Raw genomic sequence first — 21,685 nt, 5'->3', positions numbered from 1 at the left:
ATGCGGAGGCTGACGCTCGCGGTTGTGCTGGTCCTCGCCGGGTGCTCCTCCGGCGGCGGGAACGACTCGGCGGGCTTCACCGCCGTCGACCTCACGGCCACACCGGAGGCGCTGGCCGCGCACGGCGACGTGCTGGTGATCGGCACCCGCCCGGCCGACCACCCGGAGGTGGTCCTGCGCGCCGCCGACGGCACGCTCACCAACGCCAGGCTGACCCCGGCCACCCCGTACGGAAGGGAAGCGCACTGGTACGGGATCTCCTCCGACGGAGCCACGATCACCGGCGTGGGCGGCGAACGCGGCGGCGCGCACGGCAACGTCCGGTGGAGCGCCTGGACCGGTGACACCCGCCAGATCGTCGAGAAGCCGCAGGGCTTCAGCACGTTCGGCGGCTACGGCGCCGGTGAGCTGATCGGCCCGGTCCGCACGAAGCAGGGCCCGTTGATCATCGGCACCTGGCAGAGCGCCAAGGCCGGCCTCGACATCGCGGTGTGGACCTACGCGGCGGACACGTGGAGCCGTCAGCCGTCCGGCGGCACCGTGCTGGAGAGCTCGCCGGAGCTGCTCCGCTTCCCGCTCGCCGTGACGCCCGACGGCGACGGCGCGCTGGTCGTGGGCTGGCAGATCGCCAGCGGCGCCGTCAGCGCCGCGGTCTGGCGGTTCGACGGCACGACGTGGACCACGGCCACGCTCCCGGACGGCGACGCCGCGCTGGCGGCCCGCTGCTGGGACGGCACCTGCCACGTCGTCGGGCGCAGCAAGGGCAAGCTCGCCTGGTGGACGGGTCCCGGCTGGAAGAAGCTGACGACGCCGGACGTCCCGGTTTCCGACGACCAGCCCCTCACCGCGCCCGTGCCGCTGCACGGCACCCCGACGCTCTTCGTCGACCACGGCGGCGTGCGGCTCGTGTCCGAAAAGGACGAGCGACCGGCGGACGGGCCCTCCGGCGAGGTCGTGGCCGTGGAGAAGGCCGGCGATGGGGTGTTCGTGGTCGCCGGAGGCCGGCTCTGGCGAGCCGGCTAGCCGCCCGCCGCCACCTGGGGGCGCTGGGTCCGGTCGCGGGCGAGCTGTTCTCCGCGAGGTGTGATGTGCTTCACGACGTTCGGTCCAGTGGGTCCTGGGCCGGTCGGAGCGCGGCGCTGCTCCGCATCGATGCAGTGACGGTGCCGACATGAATGGCTCCGCAGCGTGATGCCGGTTTCGGATCACATTGCGCTGCTTGTCCCACGTCTACCGGTCAATGCATTCACCCGGATGCGTCAAGTAGATCGTGGCGGGGCAGAACTTCACGCTGAATACAGCGATCCGGACGCACAATGGTCACGCTTGGACACACAATTGCCGAGAGTCAACTGTTGATGCGGCAGTTCGCCCGTCCTTTCCAGCACGCGTGGGTGACTATGACCCGGTCAGCGGGCCTCGCGAATGGTGGGGGTGGGCAGCGGTCCGCCGGATCGGCGGTTAACCTCTTGCAACTCGTCCACTGCAATCCAGTGAGCCGACGTCGCAACCACCGGGGAGAGGACTGAACACGGGTGGCCGGATTTCTGTTGCGACGGTTGGTCAACTACGTGGTGCTCGCCTTGGTGGCGACGTTCCTCGCGTTCACGTTGGCCTCCGTCACGTTCGACCCGATCGGGGTGCTGCAGCAGCGCAACCCGCCGCCACCGGCTGCGTCGATCGAGGCGAAGAAACGAGACCTCCACCTCGACCAGCCGATCCCGCAGCGGTTCGTCACGTGGATGGGCGGCGTGGTGCAGGGCGACTTCGGCCGCACCATCACGGACCGGCCGATCACCGACGAGCTCGGGCGGCGCATCGGCGTGAGCCTGCGGCTGTTCCTGCTCGGCATCACGATCGGCATCCTGTTCGGCGTGCTGCTGGGCGTGGTGAGCGCGATCAGGCAGTACAAGTTCAGCGACTACTTCGCGACCCTGTTCAGCTTCATACTGCTGTCCACGCCGGTGTTCGTGCTGGGCACGCTGCTGAAGATGGGCGCGCAGGGCGTCAACGACGCGGTCGGCTCCAACGTGCTGATCTTCGTGGGTGAGACGACGCCGGGCTTCCAGGGCAACTGGTTCGAACACCTCGGCGACCGCCTGCAGCACCTCATCGTGCCGACGCTCGCGATCGCCCTCGGCCAGATCGCCTACTACAGCCGCTACCAGCGCTCGTCGATGCTCGACGTGCTCGGCAGCGACTTCCTGCGCACCGCCCAGGCCAAGGGCCTCACCCGCCGCCGGGCGCTGTTCAAGCACGGTCTGCGCACCGCGCTGATCCCGATGGCGACGCTGTTCGCGTTCGGGTTCGGCCTGCTCGTCGTCGGTGGCACGTTCACCGAACGGATCTTCGGCTGGTTCGGCATGGGTGACTGGCTCGTCACCGGCATCTCGGCGCAGGACACGAACGTGACGGCGACGGTGACGCTGTTCGTCGCGGTGTGCGTGTTGTTCTCCGGTTGGCTCGCCGACGTGCTGTACGCCGCGCTCGACCCCCGAATCCGCGTGAACTAGGCAAGGTGACGACGACGTGACCGTGATCCTCAACGAGGGCGACTCCGCGGGAACCACCGGCGCCGCCTCCGGCAGCCCGGTCGACGCGGCGCCCGAACCGGGCAAGGCGATGACGCGCGGCAGGCTCGTGCTCATCCGCTTCATGCGCAACAAGCTGGCGCTGGTCGGCCTGGTGGTCATCATCGGGATGTACCTGATGGCGTTCGTGGGCCCGCTGCTGTCGAAGTGGAGCTACGACCAGCAGGACTACTCGGCGTTCCTGGAGCCCCCCTACGCCGACCACATCTTCGGCACCGACAAGATCGGTACCGACATGTTCGCGCTGACCATGCGCGGCCTGCAGAAGTCGTTGATCATCGGCCTGCTCGTGGCGCTGATCTCGACCACCGTGGCCGCGATCGTCGGCGCGGCGGCCGGCTACTTCCTCGGTGTCGCCGACAAGGCGCTCATGTGGGTGGTCGACCTCCTGCTCGTGCTGCCGTCGTTCCTGATCATCGCGATCCTCAGCCCGTGGTTCCGCGGCAAGTCGTGGTTCCTGCTGGTGCTGATGCTGGCGGCGTTCCAGTGGATGATCACCGCCCGCATCGTGCGCGGCATGACGCTGACCCTCAAGGAACGCGAGTTCGTGAAGGCGGCCAAGTTCATGGGCCAGCCCGCGCGCAAGATCATCGCCAAGCACATCGTGCCGAACATGGCGTCGCTGCTCATCATCGACGCGACCATCAACGTCGGTTCCGCCGTGCTCGCCGAGACGGGTCTGAGCTACTTCGGGTTCGGCGTCCAGTCGCCCGACGTCTCGCTCGGCACCCTGATCGGCGGCAACGCCGAGTCCGCGACGACCTTCCCGTGGCTGTTCCTGTTCCCGGCGGGCTTCCTCGTCGTGTTCGTGCTGGCGGTGAACTGGGTCGGCGACGGGCTCCGCGACGCGCTCGACCCCACCTCCACGCGCGTGCGCCGCAGGGAGAAGAAGGACACCAAGGAGAAGGCCGCCTGATGACCACCTCGGAGCTCCAGTTCGACGCGCCGGCCGACCCGGCCGGCGAGGGACCGGTTCTGCAGGTCGAGGACCTCCACGTGTCCTTCCCCAGCGAGTCCGGCCGCGTGCGGGCCGTGCGCGGCCTGAGCTACCAGGTCTCGCCCGGCGAGGTCCTCGGCATCGTGGGCGAGTCCGGTTCCGGCAAGTCCGTGTCGTCGCTCGCCGTCATGGGCCTGCTGCCGTCCTCGGCGCGCATCAGCGGTTCCATCAAGTTCCAGGGCCGCGAGCTGATCGGCCAGAACGACGCGGAGCTGTCGAAGATCCGCGGCCGGCGCATCTCGATGGTGTTCCAGGACCCGCTGTCGGCGCTGACGCCGGTCTACACCGTCGGCGACCAGATCGCCGAGGCCATCCTGGTGCACCGCAAGGTGTCCAAGCAGGCCGCCGCGAACCGCGCCGTCGAGCTGCTCGACCTCGTCGGCATCCCGAACGCCGCCGAGCGCGCCAAGGCGTTCCCGCACGAGTTCTCCGGCGGCATGCGGCAGCGCGCGGTGATCGCGATGGCGATCGCCAACGACCCGGACCTGATCATCGCCGACGAGCCGACCACCGCGCTCGACGTGACGGTGCAGGCCCAGGTGCTGCAGCTGCTCGAGACCGCGCAGGAGGTCACCGGCGCGGGCATCGTGATCATCACCCACGACCTCGGCGTCGTCGCCGGGTTCGCGGACCGGCTGATGGTCATGTACGCGGGCCGCGCCGTCGAGACCGGCCTGGTCGACGACATCTACCGGCAGCCGCGCATGCCGTACACGCTCGGCCTGCTCGGCTCGATCCCGCGCCTCGACGTGGGCGAGAAGCAGGCGCTCGTGCCCATCAAGGGCCAGCCGCCGTCGCTCACCGACCTGCCGCCCGGCTGCCCGTTCGCGCCGCGCTGCCCGATGGTCGTCGACGCCTGCCACACCGCCGAGCCACCGCTGTTCGACGTGGACGGCTCGGCCGAGCACCGCGCCGCCTGCATCCGCACCAACGAGATCGCCGCGACCGACGCCGAGGGCGCCGAGGCCGCGGTGGAGATCTTCGGCGCCGAGGTGATCGGAGAGCCCCAGGTCGCCAAGGTGCCGCGCGAGCAGCGCGAGACCGTGCTGGAGCTCGACCGGCTCGTCAAGGAGTACGCGGTCAACAAGGGCGTGGTCTTCAAGCGCCGCGTCGGCACCGTGCACGCCGTCGCGGGCATCTCGTTCGACATCCGCGAGGGCGAGACCCTCGGCCTCGTCGGCGAGTCGGGCTGCGGCAAGACCACGACGCTGATGGAGATCCTCGGCCTGCAGAAGCCGATGAGCGGCGAGATCTCGGTGCTCGGCACCAACGTGTCGGCCATCGACGCCAAGCGCCGGTTCGAGATCCGCCGCGACATGTCGGTGGTGTTCCAGGACCCGATGGCGTCACTCGACCCGCGCCTGACGATCCACGACTGCATCGCCGAGCCCATGCAGGTCCACGGCTACGGCAAGGACGAGATCAACCGGCGCGTGCCGGAGCTGATGCGCCTCGTCGGCCTGCGTCCCGAGCAGCTCTCGCGCTACCCCGGCGAGTTCTCCGGCGGTCAGCGCCAGCGCATCGGCATCGCGCGAGCGCTCGCGCTGGAGCCCAAGCTCGTCGTGCTCGACGAGCCGGTGTCGGCGCTGGACGTCTCCATCCAGGCGGGTGTCATCAACCTGCTGGAGGAGCTCAAGTCCAAGCTGGGCCTGGCCTACCTGTTCGTCGCCCACGACCTGTCGGTGGTGCGCCACATCGCCGACCGGGTGGCCGTCATGTACCTCGGGAAGATCGTCGAGATCGGCGAGGTGGACTCGGTGTTCGACACGCCGCGCCACCCGTACACGCAGGCGCTGCTGTCGGCGATCCCGATCCCCGATCCCGTCAAGGAGCGCCAGCGGGAGCGGATCCTGCTCACCGGCGACCTGCCGAGCCCGGCGAACCCGCCGTCCGGCTGCCGGTTCCGCACCCGCTGCTTCCTGCACGCGTCGCTGCCGCCGGAGAAGCAGCGCGTGTGCATCGAGGTCGAACCACCGCGCGAGACGCAGGCCCCCGACCACGAGGCCGCCTGCCACTTCGCCCAGATCCGTCAGGTCCTCTGATGCATCCGTCGCCTCAGCAGACCTGCGAGCACGAAGGAACAGTGTCCCCGGCAACTGGTGTCCGGGCACGAGGGAGGTTCACGACAGTGAGTCGACGTACCACGGTGGGAGTGTCCGCGCTCGTCGCGGTCGCCCTCACGCTAACCGCGTGTGGGGGGCCCAGCAACAACGCCAACTCCGGGCTCAAGGGCGCGGAGAACGCGATCGGCCAGGCGGACATCAACCCGCAGGACGCGTCCAAGGTCAAGGACGGCGGCGAGTTCCGCTGGCCGGTCGACCAGTTGCCGGACAACTGGAACTACAACCAGCTCGACGGCACCAACGCCGACGGCCGCCGCATGATCGACACGGTGATGCCGGGCATGTTCAAGCAGAAGCCCGACGCGACGTTCGAGATCAACAAGGACTACCTCGAGGACGCGAAGCTCGCCTCCACGGACCCGCAGGTCCTCGAGTACAAGCTCAACCCGAAGGCCAAGTGGTCGGACGGCACCGCGCTGTCGTGGCAGGACTTCGAGGCGATGTGGAAGTCCCTCAACGGCACCGACAAGACCTTCGAGGTCGCCGGCACCACCGGCTACGAGGACATCGAGAAGGTCGAGAAGGGCGCCACCGACCAGGACGTCAAGGTCACCTTCAAGAAGAAGTTCGCCGAGTGGAAGGGCCTGTTCACGCCCTTCTACCCGAAGGCGATGTCCTCCTCCGCCGAGGAGTTCAACAAGGGCTGGGCCGACGCGCCGAAGATCACCGGCGGTCCGTTCAAGATCGGCACGATCGACCGCACCGCCAAGCTCGTGACGGTCGTGCGCGACCCCGCGTGGTGGGGTGAGAAGCCCAAGCTGGAGAAGATCACCTTCCGCCAGGTCGACCGCCCCGCGCTCGCGGACGCGCTCGCCAACGGCCAGATCGACTTCTTCGACATCGGCTCGAGCGTCGACAACTTCACGCGCGCCAAGGGCATGCAGGGTGTGACGATCCGCCAGGCGATCACGCCGGACTACTCGCACATCACCTTCAACGGCGCCGAGTCCTCGGTCCTCAAGGACCCGAAGCTCCGCGTCGCCCTGATGAGGGGCATCGACACCAAGGTCATCAGCAAGGCCCTGCTCGGCCAGATGCTGAAGGGTGACGCCCAGGTCACCGGCAACCACTTCTTCCTGCTCGGTTCCGCGGGCTACAAGGACAACTCGGCCGTGGCCGCGTTCGACAAGGAAGCGGCGAAGAAGCAGCTCGACGAGCTGGGCTGGAAGCTCGAGGGCGAGACCCGCAAGAAGGACGGCAAGGAACTGGCGATCCGCTACGTCATCCCGACGCCGAACCCCATCTCCGACCAGATCGCGAAGCTCACGCAGTCGCAGCTCAAGGAGATCGGCGCCAAGGTCGACATCCAGGCCGTGCCGTCGACCGACTTCTTCAAGCAGTACGTCAACGTCGGCAACTTCGACATGACCGGCTTCCGCTGGCTGGCCTCGGCCACGCCGATCTCGGACAGCAAGGGCATCTACTACCTCGACCCGGCCAGCACCAACCAGAACTACGGCCGCGTCGGTTCGGAAGAGGTCAACAAGCTGCTCGAGCAGGCGGTCGGCGAGCTGGACGACACCAAGCGCCTCGAGATCGCCAACGAGGCCGACAAGAAGATCTGGGAACTGGGCCACCAGCTCCCGCTCTACCAGCTGCCCGGCGCGGTCGCGGTGAAGAGCAACGTGGCGAACTTCGGTGCCGTCGCGTACGCGAACCGCCCGTACGACTACATCCACATGGGCTTCACCGAGTGATCTGCGGTTAGCTGCCGAACGGCCCGGCGGGTCTCCCCGCCGGGCCGTTTCTCTCTGTTGGGAGCTTCTCGTGTTGCGTTCCCGGGTCCGCGCGCTGCGCCACGGCGTTCTCGCCACGGCGATCGTGCTGTTCGTCTGCCTCGTGGTCGCGCTGCTGTCTTGGCTGTCCTATTCGGACGGACGAGCAGCCCTGGCGGCCATGACCGCACGCGAGGTCGGTTCGGTCGTCTCGTTCGCCGACGGCGCGGTCGAGGTGCGGTGGCCGTCCGGCTCGGCGCGCGTCCCCCACGAGGACGGGGCGCGGTTCGTCGGGCGGCAGACGCAGGTGGCGTTCGACCCCGCGGACCCCTCCCGCGCGGTGATCCCCGGTTCCGACCTGTTGCTGGAGACCGACCGCGCGCTGGGCGGCGTGACGTTCTCCTGCGCGGTGGCGCTGCTCGTGCTGGTCGCCGGCGGGGTGCGGGTGCTGCTGGCCGTCCGGTCGGCGAGGTCCGCACCGGTCACCGCGTCCGTGCGGCGGATCCGGTTGCAGTCGGGCCTGATGGTGCGGTCGTGGCTGGAGGTCGACGGCCCGGTGGAGCGGTGGCTGCCCGTCTACTACGACCCGGTGCTCGTGACGCTGCCGTCGCCGGTGTCCGTCGAGCTGCGCGGCGGGCGGGTCGCCGTGGTCGACGGCGTGACGCTCTACCCGTCCGGCCGGGCCGTGACGAAGCACCCGCGCGGCCGGCGGCTGGACAACCCCGCGCGCCCCGACCCGGAGGTCCGCGCGCCCCGCGGCCTGCGCCCCCAGTTGCGCGTCGACGCGGTGTTCATGGTGCCCGCACCGTTCGTCGGCCTGTTCTGGGCGTACCTGGACGGCAGTGGTTTCACGGGCTGGATCACCGCTACGCTGGTCGCCGCCGTGCTGGGTCTGTGGTGGGGCGCGTTCCGGGGATCTGACCCGTCGTAATGCTCCGGCCCCGGTGAGCGACCTCTCCACTGGGAGGCAGCTATGACCGACGTCACACTGCGCGTGCGCGAGGACGGGGCCGACGACGAGCGCGTCGAGCAGCTCACCGCGTTCCTGCGAGCCGAGCTGCAGGAGCTCGTCGCCGTCTCCGGGGTGCCCGGTGCCGCCCCCGAGGGCGCCAAGGCCTTCGACATGAACGAGCTCGGCACCCTGCTGACCACGATCTCCCAGTCCACGGTCCTGGCCGCGCTGATCAACGCCGTGTCCGCGTGGCTCGGCCAGCGCCGCGAGCGGTCCGTGACCGTCGAGGCGGACGGCGACCCCCTGGAGCTGACCGGCGACCCCACCGAGGAGGAGCTGGCGCTCCGTTCCGCGTGGCTGGGCCGCCACCTCGGCCGCCACGCCCTGATCATCGCGAGCCACGAGTTCGCCGACCCCGGCCTGGCCTCGTTGCGCGCCCCCGCCCACGACGCCGCGCGGCTGGGCGAGGTCCTCGCCGACCCGCACATCGGCGCGTTCGACGTGCGGACGCTGATCAACCCCACGGCCGCCGAGGTGAACGAGGCCGTCGAGGACTTCTTCGCCGACCGCGAGCCCGACGACCTGCTGGTCCTGCACTTCTCCGGCCACGGCGTGAAGGACGAGGCCGGCGAGCTGCACTTCGCCACCTCCGGCACCAAGCTCTCCCGCCTCGCGGGCACCGCCGTCTCCGCGGACTTCGTGGCCCGCCGCATGAACCGCTCCCGCTCCCGCCGCATCGTGCTGCTGCTGGACTGCTGCTACTCCGGCGCGTTCGGCCGCGGCATGGTCGCCCGCGCCGGCGGCTCGGTGGGCATCGAGGAGCAGTTCGGCGGCAGCGGCCGCGCCGTGATCACCGCCTCGTCGGCCATGGAGTACGCCTTCGAGGGCGCGTCGGTGGCCGACGCGTCCGGGGGTGAGCCGTCGGTGTTCACCTCGGCCCTGGTCGAGGGCTTGGAAACGGGCGACGCCGACCGCGACCAGGACGGCCACGTGGGCCTGGACGAGCTCTACGACTACGTCTACGACCGCGTCCGCCGGGTGACGCCGCACCAGACCCCCGGCAAGTGGATGCTCGACGTGCGAGGCGACCTGCGCATCGCCCGCCGCGCCCGCCCGGTCTCGGTGCCCGCCGCGCTGCCCGCGGAGCTGCAGGACGCGATCGACCACTCGCTGCCGGGCGTGCGGGCCGGGGCGATACCGGAGCTGCGCCGGATGCTGACGGTGGCGCACGAGGGACGCGTGCTGGCGGCACGCCTGGCGCTGCGGCGCCTGGCCGACGACGACAGCCGCATGGTGGCGGGCGCGGCACGCGAGGCGCTGGGGGAGAAGCCCCCGACGTTCAGCGCACCGGCCGCCGTGTCAACGCCCGCCCCGCGATCTGTGGACTACTCGCCGCCTGTGGACAACCCGGCCGATGCCGATCTCCGCCGCCCGGCGCCGTCCGCCCCGCGTGAGACGCTGGGAGTGGGGACCTCGGTCTCCCCCGGAGGGGGCCACGCGGGATCGATTCCGACGAGGCCGGGGCAGACCGTGCTCACCGCGTCGGGCACCGGCTCGGCCGTGTCGGGCTCGGTCGGCAGCCGGATACCGGGAACCGCGTCCGGCACCGCGTCGTCCGGCACCGCGTCGTCCGGCACCGCGTCGTCCGGCACCGCGTCGTCCGGCACCGCGTCCGGAGCCGCACCCGCAGCCCCGCCCATCGTGACCGCACTGCCGCGCCTGACCGCAGGACTCGCGCTGGTGCTCGTGGTCATCGGCCTCGTGACGGTCCCCGGCGGGGTGCTCGGCCACCTGGGCGACATGAGCTATTACACCTCGCTGTTCGCCGTGGTGTGGCCGTGGGCGCTGGCAGCGGCGCTGTTCGCGCTGAGCTGCCGCGACCACCCGTGGCTGCCCGGCGCCGCGCTGGGCCTGCTCGCGGGCACGACCGGTCTGCTCGGTGGCAGCGGCGGCACCTACCAGTCTCTCCTGTTCGGCATCGCGGCGGCGGCGGTGGCGACTGCGCTGGCGGCGACGCCGTGGTGGCTCGCGGTCGCCGGTGGCGTGCTCGGCGCGGTGGGCCTGTACGTGATCGGGGCCGAGGGAGACGCGCTGACCGGTCAGACCGCGGGCCTGCTGTTCCTCGTCGCCGCCATCGGCCTCACCGTGCTGGCCGCCTACCGGATCGGGCGGGAGCGGGCGTGGCTCGGCGCGGTCGCGCCGGTGCTCCTGCTGTCCGACGCGGTTCTGACCCTCGCGGCGGACGCTCCGGCGTACGTGCACTACGCGAGCGCGACCGGCTTGGTCGTGGTCCCTCTGGCGGCCACGCTGGCCGGCGGGGCGGCAAGGTGCGCCGCCTACCTGGTCGTGGCCGCCGGGCTCCTGGTCCGCGCCAACGAGTACGTGTCGGCCAGCGAGCCGACGTTCACCACCGTCGCCCACGTGGCGCTGCCGCTCGCGGCCGCGGTCGCCGCCTACTTCTCCCGTTCCCGCTGACTCTTGCGGCGCTTCCCCTCGTGCATGGCCACCACGCGCGCCACCGGGATGGTGTGCCCCTGCGCGATCAGGTCGGCGGGCAACCGCTGAGGAGCGGGCATCAACGACGTCCACGGGTCACCGTCGAACCGCGTCCGCACGGTGAAGTCGGCGGGGGAGACGCCGGCCAGCGACTCCCACGGCACCGGGAACGAGATCGGCAGGCCCTCGCGCAGCCGCGGGCTGTAGGCGGCGACGACCGTGGCGCCCCAGGCCCGCGTCGAGTCGAGGAACACCTTCCCGCCCCGCTCCGCCCGGATGTAGGCGGTGGTGGCGAGCGAGGGGTCGAGCTCCTCCGCTCGTGCCGCGAGCGCCCGCGTCGCCGCCGCCACGTCGTCCGGGTCGTGCTTCTCCAGCGGCACGAAGATGTGCACGCCCTTGGCCCCGCTGGTCTTCACCGCGCCCTCCAGACCCGCCTGCGCGAGCGCCTCCCGGATCAGGAACGCGGCCTGGACGACGACGGAGAAGTCCGCGCCCTCGGGCGGGTCGACGTCCAGCACCATGTGGGTCTGGTGGTCGCCGAGGAACAACGGCACGTGGTACTCGACGGCTCGCTGGTTCGCGAACCACATCAGCGTCTGCTTGTCGTCGCACAACGCGTACTTGATCTGGCGGTGCGACGCTTCCGCCCAGACTTCGACGGTCTTGACGTAGTCCGGCGTGTACTTGGGGACGTTCTTCTGCATGAACGGGTCTTGGCCGCGCAGGACCCGCCACACCGACAGCGGCCGCCCGGCGAGCACCGGCACGAACCTGTCGGCGACGAAGTCCAGGTACTCCACCAGGTCGCCCTTGACCGCGCCGCCGAACAGCGGCTGGTCGAGCGAGGAGAACTTGATCTGGCTACTGCTCATCGGGAACCTCGAGTTCGTCTCGGGCGGCCCACTCCAGCAGCGGTTCGATCGACCAGGCCGCGTCGTCGATCCCGGCGTGCAGGTCGCCCAGCTCGGCGTAGCGCTTCGGCACGGTCGCGATGGTGAGGTCCCGCGGGTCGACGTCCGCGATCTCGTCCCACCGGATCGGCGTGGACACCGTCGCCTCCGGGTTGCCGCGCACCGAGTAGGCCGACGCGATGGTGCGGTCACGCGTGTTCTGGTTGTAGTCCACGAAGACCAGCGACGGGTCGCGGTCCTTGCGCCACCACGTGGTCTCGACGTCGCCGGGCGCACGCCGTTCGACCTCGTGCGCGAACGCCAGGGCGGCCTTGCGCACGTCCTGGAACCCGTGGTCGGGCTTGATCCGCACGTAGACGTGCAGCCCCTTCGACCCGGACGTCTTCGGGAACCCGGTCGCGCCCAGCTCGGCCAGCACCTCCTGCGCCACCAGGGCCACCCGCCGCACCCGGTCGAACGGGCACGCGGGGCCGGGGTCGAGGTCGATGCGCCACTCGTCGGGCTTCTCGGTGTCGGCCGCGCGCGAGTTCCACGGGTGGAACTCCACAGTGGACATCTGCACGGCCCAGATCACGTCCGCGAGGTGCGTGACGCGGAGCTCGTCCGCATGGCGGTTGAAACGCGGGAAGTGCACCCGCACCGTCCGCACCCACGGCGGCGCGCCGTGCGGGAGCCTCTTCTGGTGCACCTTCTCGCCGGTCACGCCCTCGGGGAAGCGGTGCAGCATGCACGGCCGGTCCCGCAGCGCGCGGACGATCCCGTCGCCGACGGACAGGTAGTAGTGCGCGAGGTCCAGTTTCGTCTCCCCGCGCGCGGGGAAGTAGACGCGGTCGGGGTTGGAGATCCGCACGACGCGGTCCTCCACCTCGAGCTCCACAGCCGGGGACTTGCCCATGCGGTCCAACCTAGCCCGTTCCAGTCGTTTCCTCAGCTCGAACCGTGGTTGCCTGCGGGCGTGGCGTCCACATCCGAAACCCGCCCCCACGACACCGGTCTCTGGCTGCGGCGGCTCACCGAAGCGCCCGGCGACGCGCCCCTGGTCGTGTGCTTCCCGCACGCGGGTGGCGCGGCGAGCTGGTACCGGCCGTTCGTCCCGCACTTCGCGGGCCGCGCCGAGCTCGTCGCGGTCCAGTACCCGGGACGGCAGGACCGCAGGTCGGAACCGCTGGTCGACGACATCCGCCGGCTCGCCGACGCGGTCGCGCCGCTGCTGGACCGCGACCGCCCGCTGCGCCTGTTCGGGCACAGCATGGGCGCGATGATCGCGTTCGAGGTCGCCCTGCGCGCCGAGCCCGCCCACCTGTTCGTCTCCGGCCGCCGCGCCCCGCAGATCGTCCGCGACGACCGCGTGCACCAGCGCGACGACGCGGGCCTGGTCGCGGAGGTCCGCAGGCTCGCGGGCACCGACGCGCGCGTGTTCGACGACGAGGAGCTGGTCCGGATGGTGCTGCCGGCGATCCGCGCCGACTACCGGGCCGCCGAGACCTACCGCTACCGGCCGGGACCGGCCCTGTCGTGCCCGCTGACCGCGCTGACCGGTGACGCCGACCCGAAGGCGGCCGTCGACGAGGTGCGGCAGTGGGGCGAGCGCACGACCGGTGCGTTCGCGATGCACGTGTTCCCGGGCGGCCACTTCTACCTCACCGAGCACCGGCAGGCCGTGGCGGCACTCGTTTCCGGCGAATCCCCTAGTGCCTGAACCCCTAGCGTGACAAGGGATCCAGGTCCGTCCCGTTGCGGACCTTCGCAAAAGGTGATGAGAGGAAACGGGATGACCAGGCGCGCACTGATCACCGGGATCACCGGGCAGGACGGGTCGTACCTCGCCGAGCACCTGCTCAAGCAGGGCTACCAGGTGTGGGGACTCATCAGGGGACAGGCGAACCCCCGCAAGTCGCGGGTGTCCCGGCTCATGTCGGAGCTGTCCTTCGTGGACGGTGACCTGATGGACCAGGCATCACTGGTGTCCGCTGTGGACCTCGTGCAGCCCGACGAGGTCTACAACCTCGGCGCCATCTCGTTCGTGCCGATGTCGTGGCAGCAGGCCGAGCTCGTCACCGAGGTCAACGCGATGGGCGTGCTGCGGATGCTCGAGGCCATCCGCATCGTCTCCGGCCTGTCCAGCAGCCGCAACAACGGCACCTCCGGCAAGCACATCCGCTTCTACCAGGCGTCGTCGTCGGAGATGTTCGGCAAGGCCGCCGAGACGCCGCAGCGCGAGACCACGATCTTCCACCCCCGCAGCCCGTACGGCGTGGCGAAGGCCTACGGCCACTTCATCACCCGCAACTACCGCGAGTCGTTCGGCATGTACGCGGTCGGCGGCATCCTGTTCAACCACGAGTCGCCGCGCCGCGGCGCGGAGTTCGTGACCCGCAAGATCTCGCTCGGTGTCGCGAAGATCAAGCTGGGCCTGCAGGACAAGCTGGCGCTGGGCAACCTGGACGCGTTGCGCGACTGGGGCTTCGCCGGCGACTACGTGCGCGCCATGCACCTGATGCTGCAGCAGGACGAGCCGGAGGACTACGTCGTCGGCACCGGCGAGATGCACTCGGTGCGCGACGCGGTGCGCCTGGCGTTCGAGCACGTGGGACTCAACTGGGAGGACTACGTCTACATCGACCCGGTCCTCGTGCGCCCGGCCGAGGTCGAGATCCTGTGCGCCGACACCACCCGCGTGCGCGGTGAGCTGGGCTGGAAGCCCGAGGTCGACTTCTCGTCGCTGATGAAGATGATGGTGGAGGCCGACCTCAAGCACGTCGCCACCGAGCACGAGTACGGCGATCTGCTGGCCGCCGCCAGCTGGTGAACCACCCTCCCGAGGATCCACAGCCGCTGTAGTTTGCGGCTGTGGATCTTTTTTCGCGAGCGCTGGGGGCGCTCCTCACCTCGGTCGCCGGCCTCGCCGACGACGACTTCGGGCAGCCGTCGGGGTGCGCGGGCTGGCTGGTGCGGGACCTGGTGTGCCATCTCGTGATCGACGCGCAGGACGTGCTGATCACGCTGGTGACCCCCACCGCGGACCCGGTCACGCACGACTCGGTGACGTACTGGGGGGTCGCGCACGAGCCGTCCGACGATCCGCTGTCGGCGCTGACCGTCCGGCTCGCCGCGGCCTACGGCGAGCCGTGGATGCTGAAGTTCCACGTCGACGACGTGGGGCAGGCCGCCGTGCGGGCCGCGCAGCTCGCCGACCCGTCGCTCAAGGTCAGCACCCGGAACATGGTGCTCAGCACGGCCGACTACCTGGGCGCCTACGTCTGGGAGTGGACGCTGCACCACCTCGACCTCGTCCTGCACCTGCCGCACGTGGCCGGGCCGCCGCCGGAGCCGCTCGCCCGGTGCCGCGAGGTCCTGGAGCGCGTCGCCGGCGCGTTCCCGGCCTCCTGGAGCGACGAGGACGTGCTGCTGGTGGGGACGGGCCGGCGCGCCCCGACCGAGGCGGAGCGCGCCGAGCTGGGTGACCTGCCGATCCCGTTCGTCCTAGGCTGAGTACAGGCGGGCGTAGAAGCCGTTCGCCGCCATCAGCTCCTCGTGCGTGCCGCGCTCCACCACCGCGCCCCGGTCCATCACGACGATCAGGTCGGCGTTGCGGATCGTGGACAGCCGGTGCGCGATCACGAAGCTCGTCCTGCCCGCCCGCAGCGACGCCATGGCCTGCTGGATGAGGACCTCGGTGCGCGTGTCGATCGACGACGTCGCCTCGTCCAGCAGCAGGATCGCCGGCTGGGCGAGGAAGGCGCGGGCCAGTGTGATGAGCTGCCGTTCTCCCGCGGACAGCCCGCCGTGCTCCTCGTCGAGCACGGTGTCGTAGCCGTCGGGCAGCGCCCGCACGAACCGGTCCACGCACATCGCCCGCGCGGCCTCGACGACCTCCTCGCGGGTCGCGCCGGGGCGCCCGTAGGCGATGTTCTCCGCGATCGTGCCCTGGAACAGCCACGTGTCCTGCGAGACGAGGCCGATGGAGGACCTGAGCTCCTCCCTGGTCAGCCGGGTGATGTCCGTGCCGTCGAGCAGGATCCGGCCGCTGTCGGGGTCGTAGAACCGCAGCAGCAGGTTGCCCAGCGTCGTCTTGCCCGCGCCGGTCGGCCCGACGATCGCGACGAGCTGCCCGGGAGCCGCGGTCAGCGACAGGTCGTCGATGAGCGGTTTCTCCGGCGTGTAGCGGAAGGAGACGTGCGAGAACTCGACGTGGCCGCGGACCGGTGAGACGGTCGCGGGCCGGGCGGGCGCCGGCGGCTGCTCCGGCTCGTCCAGCAGCTCGAACACCCGCCGGGCGGACGCGAGGCCGGACTGGAGCTGTCCGGAGAAGTTCGCGACGTCGATGATCGGCCGGGAGAACATGCCGGAGTACTGGATGAACGCCTGCACGTCACCGATCGACACGGTCCCGCCGGCCACCCGCAGCGCGCCCGCGACCGCGACCAGCACGTAGTTCAGGTCGGTGACGAACCGGGTCGCGGGCCCGATCAGCCCGGAGATCGCCTGTGCGCCGAACGACGACCGGTACATGGTCTCGTTGCGCTCGGCGAACTCCCGCGCGGCCTGCTCCTGGCGGCCGAAGGCGGTGATCAGCGCGTGGCCGCTGTACATCTCCTCGACGTGCGCGCTGAGCGCGCCGGTCGACTGCCACTGCTCGGCGAACCTCGGCCGCGCGCGCCGGGAGATCCACGCGGCCAGCGCCAGCGCGACCGGCACGCACACCAGCACCAGCAGGGCGAGCTCGACGGAGATCGCCAGCATGATCGCGAGCACGCCCACGACCGACAGCATCGAGGTGAGCATCTGGCCGATCGAGAGCTGCACGGTGCGTTGCAGGTTGTCGACGTCGTTGGAGACGCGGGACAGCACCTCTCCGCGCGGGTTGCGGTCGAAGTAGGACAGCGGCAGCCGGGTCAGCTTCGCGTTGATCTCCGCGCGCAGCGAGAAGACGGCGTGCTGGACGATGTGCGCGACGAGCCTGCCCTGCACCAGCATCGAGATCGACCCGATCAGGTACAGGGCGAGGATGAGCAGCAGCAGCCGGCCGAGCGCGTCGAAGTCGACGCCCTGGCCCGGCACGACGTCGACGGTGCTGATGACGTTGGCGAGCGTGTTCTCGCCCCGTTCGCGCAGCTGGGCGAGGACCTGCTCCTCGGTGGCGCCGGCGGGCAGGCCGCGGCTCACGAGGCCGGCGAAGACGATGTCGGTCGCGCGGCCGAGCAGGATGGGGCCGAGCAGGTTGAGCCCGATCGTCACGGCCGCGAGCACCGCGATCACGGCCAGCTTGCCCCGGTAGGGCAGCAGCAGCCCGAACAGCCTCGTCGTGGTGCCGGGCTTCTTCGCTTCCCCGGTCTCGGCCGGGGCGTCGGGTTCGGCGAGCAGCGTCATCGGACGGCACCTCTCACGGGCTGGGAGAGGGCGATCTCCCGGTAGGTCTGGTTGGTGCCGATCAGCTCGGCGTGCGTGCCGGAGCCGACGACCTGGCCGTCCTCCAGCACGATGATCCGCGAGGCCGCCTCGACGGTGCTGATCCGCTGCGTCACCAGCAGGATCGTGGCGTCGCGCAGCTCGCGGTCCAGGGCGGCGCGCAGCCGGGCCTCGGTGGCGAGGTCGAGCGCGGAGAAGCAGTCGTCGAGCAGGTAGATCTCGGGCCGCCGCACGAGGGTCCGCGCGATGGCGAGCCGCTGCCGCTGCCCGCCGGAGACGTTCGAGCCGCCCTGCGCGATCGGCGCGTCGAGCCCGATCGGCCGGACGAACTCGGCGGCCTGCGCGATCTCCAGGGCGTGCCACAGCTCCTCGTCGGTCGCGTCCTCCTTGCCGTAGCGCAGGTTCGACGCGATGGTGCCGCTGAACAGATGCGCCTTCTGCGGCACGTAACCGACGATCCTGTGCAGTGCCACCGGGTCCAGGTCGCGGACGTCGACGCCGCCGACGCGCACCTGGCCCTCGGTGACGTCGTAGAGCCGCAGCGCGAGCGACAGCAGGGTCGACTTGCCGCTGCCCGTGCTGCCGAGGATCGCGACCGTCTCGCCGGGCCTGGCGGTCAGGGTGATGTCGCGCAGCACCGGTTTCTCCGCGCCGGGGTAGCCGAACGTGGCGCCGCGCAGCTCCAGCAGGCCACGCGCGGGCAGCTCCGCGACGGGGGTGCGCGGGGCCACGACGCTCGACTCGGCCCGCAGCACCTCGTCCACGCGGGCCGCGGACACGGCGGCACGCGGCGCCTCGGTGAACACCATCGTCGCCATGATGATCGCGATGATGATCAGCGCGACGTAGGACAGCAGCGCGAGCAGCGCGCCGAGCTGCATGGTGCCCTCGTCGATGCGGTGGCCGGAGAACCAGATGATCGCGACGGTCAGCACGTTCATGATGGTCATGACCATCACCGGCATCGAGGTCATGGCCCGCCCGATCCGCAACGACGTGCGGTACAGGTGGTGGTTGGTGGTGTCGAAGCGGGCGCGTTCGTGCGGGTCGCGGACGAACGCCCGGATCACCCGCACACCGGTGATCTGCTCGCGCAGCAGGTGGGTGATGCGGTCGAGGTGCTTCTGGATGGCGTCGTAGTACGGCGTGAGCTGCTTGAGGCTCAACGTGAGGGCGGTGATCACGATGACGACGAGCGCCACCAGGATCGTGGACACCGGCACGTCCTGCACGAGCGCGAGGGCGACGCCGCCGGTGCACATGATGATCGCCGACACGGCGACGTCGGCGGTGGTGAGCACGATGCTCTGGACCTGCTGGACGTCGTTGACGGTCCTGGTGATGAGCGACGGCGGGCCGATCTCGTCGACCTCGCGCGCCGACAGGGCCATGACCCTGCCGAACACCCTGGTGCGCAGGTCGCGCCCGAGGCCGGCGGCGACCCGGGAGCTCAGCAGCGTCGCGCCGCTCGCGGTGACGATCTGCACCGCGGCCACGCCGAGCATGGTGGCGCCGGTGGCCCAGATGTAGCCGGCGTCGCCCCGCAGCACGCCGTTGTCGATGATCCGCGCGTTGAGCGTGGGCAGCAGCAGGGTCGCGGCCGTCTGGACCAGCTGCAGCGCCACCAGGAGCACGAGCATCCCCCGGTACGGCCGGAGGTGGCGGTTCAGGAATCTGACGAGCACACGGCACTCCCCGAGGGCGATGTGGGTATCGGGCCCCAGCGAACCGGACCGGCGGGGACGTCTTTCCCTAGACTTCGCCGCCGGTTGTCTCGGGCATTCCCTAGCACCCGCGCCCCTACGGTGGCTTCGTTGCCGATCAAGTGGGAGGCGGGCGTCGATGAGCGAGATCCTCAGCGCCATCGAATCGGACAGTGCCGGGGCACGGGACTTCGAGGCGCTGCCGGTGCCCGAGAGCTACCGCGCGGTCGTGGTCGAGGAGGGCGACGCTGAGATGTTCGCGGGCCTTCCGACGTGGGAGAAGGATCCGCGCAAGTCGTTGAAGGTGCGGGAGGTCGCCACGCCGGAGCTGGCGCCCGGTGAGGCGCTGGTCGCCGTGATGGCGTCCGCGATCAACTACAACACCGTGTGGACGTCGATCTTCGAGCCGCTGTCGACGTTCGGGTTCCTCCGCAAGCTGGGCGGCAAGCACGACCTGCCGTACCACGTCGTGGGTTCCGACCTCGCCGGTGTGGTGCTGCGCGTCGGGCCCGGTGTGACCGTGTGGAAGCCGGGTGACCGGGTGGTCGCGCACTGCCTGGACGTGCCGCTGGAGCGCCCGGACGGCCACAACGACACGATGCTGGACCCGCAGCAGCGGATCTGGGGCTTCGAGACGAACTTCGGCGGCCTCGCCGAGCTGGCGCTGGTGAAGGCGAACCAGCTGATGCCGAAGCCCGAGCACCTGACGTGGGAGGAGGCCGCGTCCCCCGGTCTGGTCAACTCCACGGCCTACCGGCAGCTCGTGTCTGTCAACGGCGGCAACATGAAGCAGGGCGACATCGTGCTCATCTGGGGCGCGTCCGGCGGCCTGGGCTCCTACGCCACGCAGTTCGCGCTCAACGGCGGCGCCACACCGGTCTGCGTGGTGTCCTCGCCGGAGAAGGCCGAGATCTGCCGCTCGATGGGCGCGGAACTGATCATCGACCGTTCCGCGGAGGGCTACAGGTTCTGGAAGAACGAGCAGGAGCAGGACCCGCGCGAGTGGAAGCGGTTCGGCGCGAAGATCCGCGAGCTGACCGGCGGTGAGGACCCGGACATCGTGTTCGAGCACCCCGGCCGGGAAACGTTCGGTGCCAGCGTGTTCGTGGCGCGCAAGGGCGGCAAGATCGTCACCTGCGCCTCGACGTCCGGGTACCTGCACCAGTACGACAACCGCTACCTGTGGATGAACCTCAAGCACATCATCTCGTCGCACTTCGCGAACTACCGCGAGGCGTGGGAGGCGAACCGCTTGATCGCCAAGGGGAAGATCCACCCGACGGTGTCCAAGGTGTACTCGATGGACGACACGGGACAGGCCGCGCACGACGTGCACCGCAACGTGCACCAGGGCAAGGTCGGCGTGCTGTGCCTCGCGCCGTCCGAAGGCCTCGGCGTGCTCGACCACGAGCTGCGCGCCAGGAACATCGACGCGATCAACCGGTTCCGCACCTCCTGAGCGAAGGTTCCCGCGATGACGCAAGAAGCACTCGCGCCGACCTCGGCGTGCCCGTTCCCCTTCGCCCGCGACCCGCACAGGCCGCTGGACCTGCCGCCGGAGTACGCGAAGCTGCGGGCCGACCGGCCGGTGCAGAAGGTGACGACACCGGCGGGCGACACGGCGTGGCTCGTGTCCAGGTACGCCGACGTGCGGGCTCTTCTGGCGGACACGGAACGGTTCTCCGCCGAGGTGATGAACCCCGGCTACCCGCGGTACCTGTTCCCGGTCGACCCGCAGCCGGGCGCGTTCGTCACCGTCGACGACCCGGAGCACACCCGCTACCGACGCATGATCATGTCGATGTTCACCAAGAAGAAGGCCGAGGAAGTCCGGCCCGCGGTGCAGAAGCTGGTGGACGAGAGGATCGACGCGCTGCTCAAGGGCCCGCAGCCGGTCGACCTCGTCACGCACTTCGCACGCCCGATCCCGCTGACCGTCGTGTGCGAGCTGCTCGGCGTGCCCTACAAGGACCGGCTGGCGTTCGGCCGCTGGATCAACACCCTGGTCGAGACCACGTCGTCGCAGGGCCACCGCGACGCCGCCGCCGGCGCGTTGTTCGGCTACCTGACGAAGCTGGTGGCGCGCAAGGAGAAGGAACCGACCGACGACGTGCTCGGCCGCCTCGTCGTCAACCAGATGGCCGCGGGCGAGCTGAAGCAGGAAGAAGCCGTCGTCATCGGCATGATGCTGCTGTCCGCGGGCTACGACACCACGGCGTCGTCGATCGCGCTGAGCATCCTCACGCTGCTCGAACACCCCGACCAGCTCGTGAAGCTGCGGGAGAACCCCGACCTGATCGTCAGCGCGGTCGAGGAACTGCTGCGGCACCAGAACGTGATGCAGTGCGGGGTCGGCCGGGTCGCCAAGGTGGACCTGGAGATCGCCGGCCAGCCGATCAAGGCGGGGGAGGGCGTCATCGCGCTGCTGTCGTCCGCGGACCGCGACGAGACCGTCTACGCCGACGCCGACACGCTGGACATCACGCGCAAGGACTCGACGCCGCTCGCGTTCGGCCACGGCATCCACAGCTGCATCGCGAAGTTCCTGTCCAGGGTGGAGCTCCAGGTGGCGCTGCTGACGCTGATCACCCGCATCCCGACGCTGGCGCTCGCGAAACCGGCGGAGGAGCTGCGGTTCCGCGACGGCGCCATCGTCTACTCGCTGCGGGAGCTTCCCGTTACCTGGTAAGTGCTTTCCACCGTCAGGGGCGCCCCTCGCCGCAGGGGTGCCCCTATTCGTTTCTAGGGGTATGCCAGGCGCCCGGGAGCGAGGATTCCAGACAGGTCG

16 protein-coding genes are annotated in these 21,685 nt (G+C 70.3%); 12 read left to right on the top strand and 4 right to left on the bottom strand.

Going from position 1 to position 21,685, the window contains the following annotated elements; genetic code table 11:
* The 7 genes from BMW88_RS14335 (at position 1) to BMW88_RS14305 (ending at position 10,853) form a co-directional block, all read left to right on the top strand.
* The gene (locus tag BMW88_RS14335) at positions 1-1,023 is read left to right on the top strand and encodes a hypothetical protein (RefSeq protein ID WP_089951191.1); all 1,023 of its coding nucleotides are present in this window, start codon (positions 1-3) and stop codon (positions 1,021-1,023) included.
* A 527-nt stretch (positions 1,024-1,550) separates the two neighbouring features.
* A complete protein-coding gene (locus BMW88_RS14330; RefSeq protein ID WP_245777777.1) occupies positions 1,551-2,513 on the top strand; it encodes an ABC transporter permease in 963 nt (320 codons plus the stop codon).
* A 16-nt stretch (positions 2,514-2,529) separates the two neighbouring features.
* Positions 2,530-3,507, top strand: coding sequence for an ABC transporter permease (locus tag BMW88_RS14325; protein ID WP_218148059.1), 978 nt, complete (start codon positions 2,530-2,532; stop codon positions 3,505-3,507).
* Positions 3,507-5,630: an ABC transporter ATP-binding protein gene (locus tag BMW88_RS14320; protein ID WP_089951189.1), complete on the top strand. Its 2,124-nt coding sequence runs from the start codon at positions 3,507-3,509 to the stop codon at positions 5,628-5,630. The genes BMW88_RS14325 and BMW88_RS14320 overlap by 1 nt, the downstream gene beginning before the upstream one ends.
* An 86-nt stretch (positions 5,631-5,716) precedes the next feature.
* On the top strand, positions 5,717-7,408 hold the full coding sequence (locus tag BMW88_RS14315; protein ID WP_245777776.1) for an ABC transporter family substrate-binding protein: 1,692 nt from the start codon (positions 5,717-5,719) through the stop codon (positions 7,406-7,408).
* Between the two features lie 70 nt (positions 7,409-7,478).
* Entirely contained in the window at positions 7,479-8,357 is an 879-nt protein-coding gene (locus BMW88_RS14310) for a hypothetical protein (RefSeq protein WP_089951187.1), read from the top strand.
* Between the two features lie 42 nt (positions 8,358-8,399).
* A complete protein-coding gene (locus BMW88_RS14305; protein WP_089951186.1) occupies positions 8,400-10,853 on the top strand; it encodes a caspase family protein in 2,454 nt (817 codons plus the stop codon).
* Here the strand turns inward: BMW88_RS14305 and BMW88_RS14300 are convergent.
* Both BMW88_RS14300 and ligD read right to left on the bottom strand, forming a co-directional pair.
* Complete coding sequence (locus BMW88_RS14300) at positions 10,832-11,746, bottom strand: DNA polymerase domain-containing protein (protein WP_089951185.1); 915 nt, start codon at positions 11,744-11,746, stop codon at positions 10,832-10,834. The genes BMW88_RS14305 and BMW88_RS14300 overlap by 22 nt on opposite strands.
* The gene (gene ligD, locus BMW88_RS14295) at positions 11,736-12,680 is read right to left on the bottom strand and encodes a non-homologous end-joining DNA ligase (RefSeq protein ID WP_089951184.1); all 945 of its coding nucleotides are present in this window, start codon (positions 12,678-12,680) and stop codon (positions 11,736-11,738) included. The genes BMW88_RS14300 and ligD overlap by 11 nt, the downstream gene beginning before the upstream one ends.
* A gap of 60 nt (positions 12,681-12,740) precedes the next feature.
* On the opposite strand from ligD, the gene BMW88_RS14290 reads away from it, so the two are divergent.
* The 3 genes from BMW88_RS14290 to BMW88_RS14280 all read left to right on the top strand — a co-directional run bounded on the left by BMW88_RS14290 (position 12,741) and on the right by BMW88_RS14280 (position 15,277).
* Positions 12,741-13,484 carry a thioesterase II family protein gene (locus BMW88_RS14290; protein WP_245777775.1) on the top strand — a complete coding sequence of 248 codons (744 nt, stop codon included), beginning with the start codon at positions 12,741-12,743 and terminating at the stop codon, positions 13,482-13,484.
* 72 nt (positions 13,485-13,556) lie between these two features.
* Positions 13,557-14,594, top strand: a complete 1,038-nt coding sequence (locus BMW88_RS14285; RefSeq protein WP_089951183.1) for a GDP-mannose 4,6-dehydratase — start codon at positions 13,557-13,559, stop codon at positions 14,592-14,594.
* Positions 14,595-14,635: 41 nt separating this feature from the next.
* Positions 14,636-15,277, top strand: a complete 642-nt coding sequence (locus tag BMW88_RS14280; RefSeq protein ID WP_089951182.1) for a maleylpyruvate isomerase N-terminal domain-containing protein — start codon at positions 14,636-14,638, stop codon at positions 15,275-15,277.
* Here the strand turns inward: BMW88_RS14280 and BMW88_RS14275 are convergent.
* Both BMW88_RS14275 and BMW88_RS14270 read right to left on the bottom strand, forming a co-directional pair.
* Positions 15,269-17,155 (bottom strand): ABC transporter ATP-binding protein, encoded by a 1,887-nt coding sequence (locus BMW88_RS14275; protein WP_089951181.1) that lies wholly within the window; start codon positions 17,153-17,155, stop codon positions 15,269-15,271. The genes BMW88_RS14280 and BMW88_RS14275 overlap by 9 nt on opposite strands.
* Positions 17,152-18,879 carry an ABC transporter ATP-binding protein gene (locus BMW88_RS14270; protein WP_089951180.1) on the bottom strand — a complete coding sequence of 576 codons (1,728 nt, stop codon included), beginning with the start codon at positions 18,877-18,879 and terminating at the stop codon, positions 17,152-17,154. The genes BMW88_RS14275 and BMW88_RS14270 overlap by 4 nt, the downstream gene beginning before the upstream one ends.
* Before the next feature lie 157 nt (positions 18,880-19,036).
* On the opposite strand from BMW88_RS14270, the gene ccrA reads away from it, so the two are divergent.
* Positions 19,037-20,356, top strand: a complete 1,320-nt coding sequence (gene ccrA, locus BMW88_RS14265) for a crotonyl-CoA carboxylase/reductase (protein WP_089951179.1) — start codon at positions 19,037-19,039, stop codon at positions 20,354-20,356.
* A gap of 15 nt (positions 20,357-20,371) precedes the next feature.
* On the top strand, positions 20,372-21,586 hold the full coding sequence (locus tag BMW88_RS14260) for a cytochrome P450 (protein WP_089951178.1): 1,215 nt from the start codon (positions 20,372-20,374) through the stop codon (positions 21,584-21,586).
* Positions 21,587-21,685 lie beyond the last annotated feature (99 nt).

The sequence above is a fragment of the Lentzea xinjiangensis genome (genome assembly GCF_900110955.1).
GTDB classification, from domain to species: domain Bacteria; phylum Actinomycetota; class Actinomycetes; order Mycobacteriales; family Pseudonocardiaceae; genus Lentzea; species Lentzea xinjiangensis.
The sequence above is the reverse complement of the archived record's forward strand: the minus strand, read 5'-3'. Positions and strand labels throughout refer to the sequence as shown.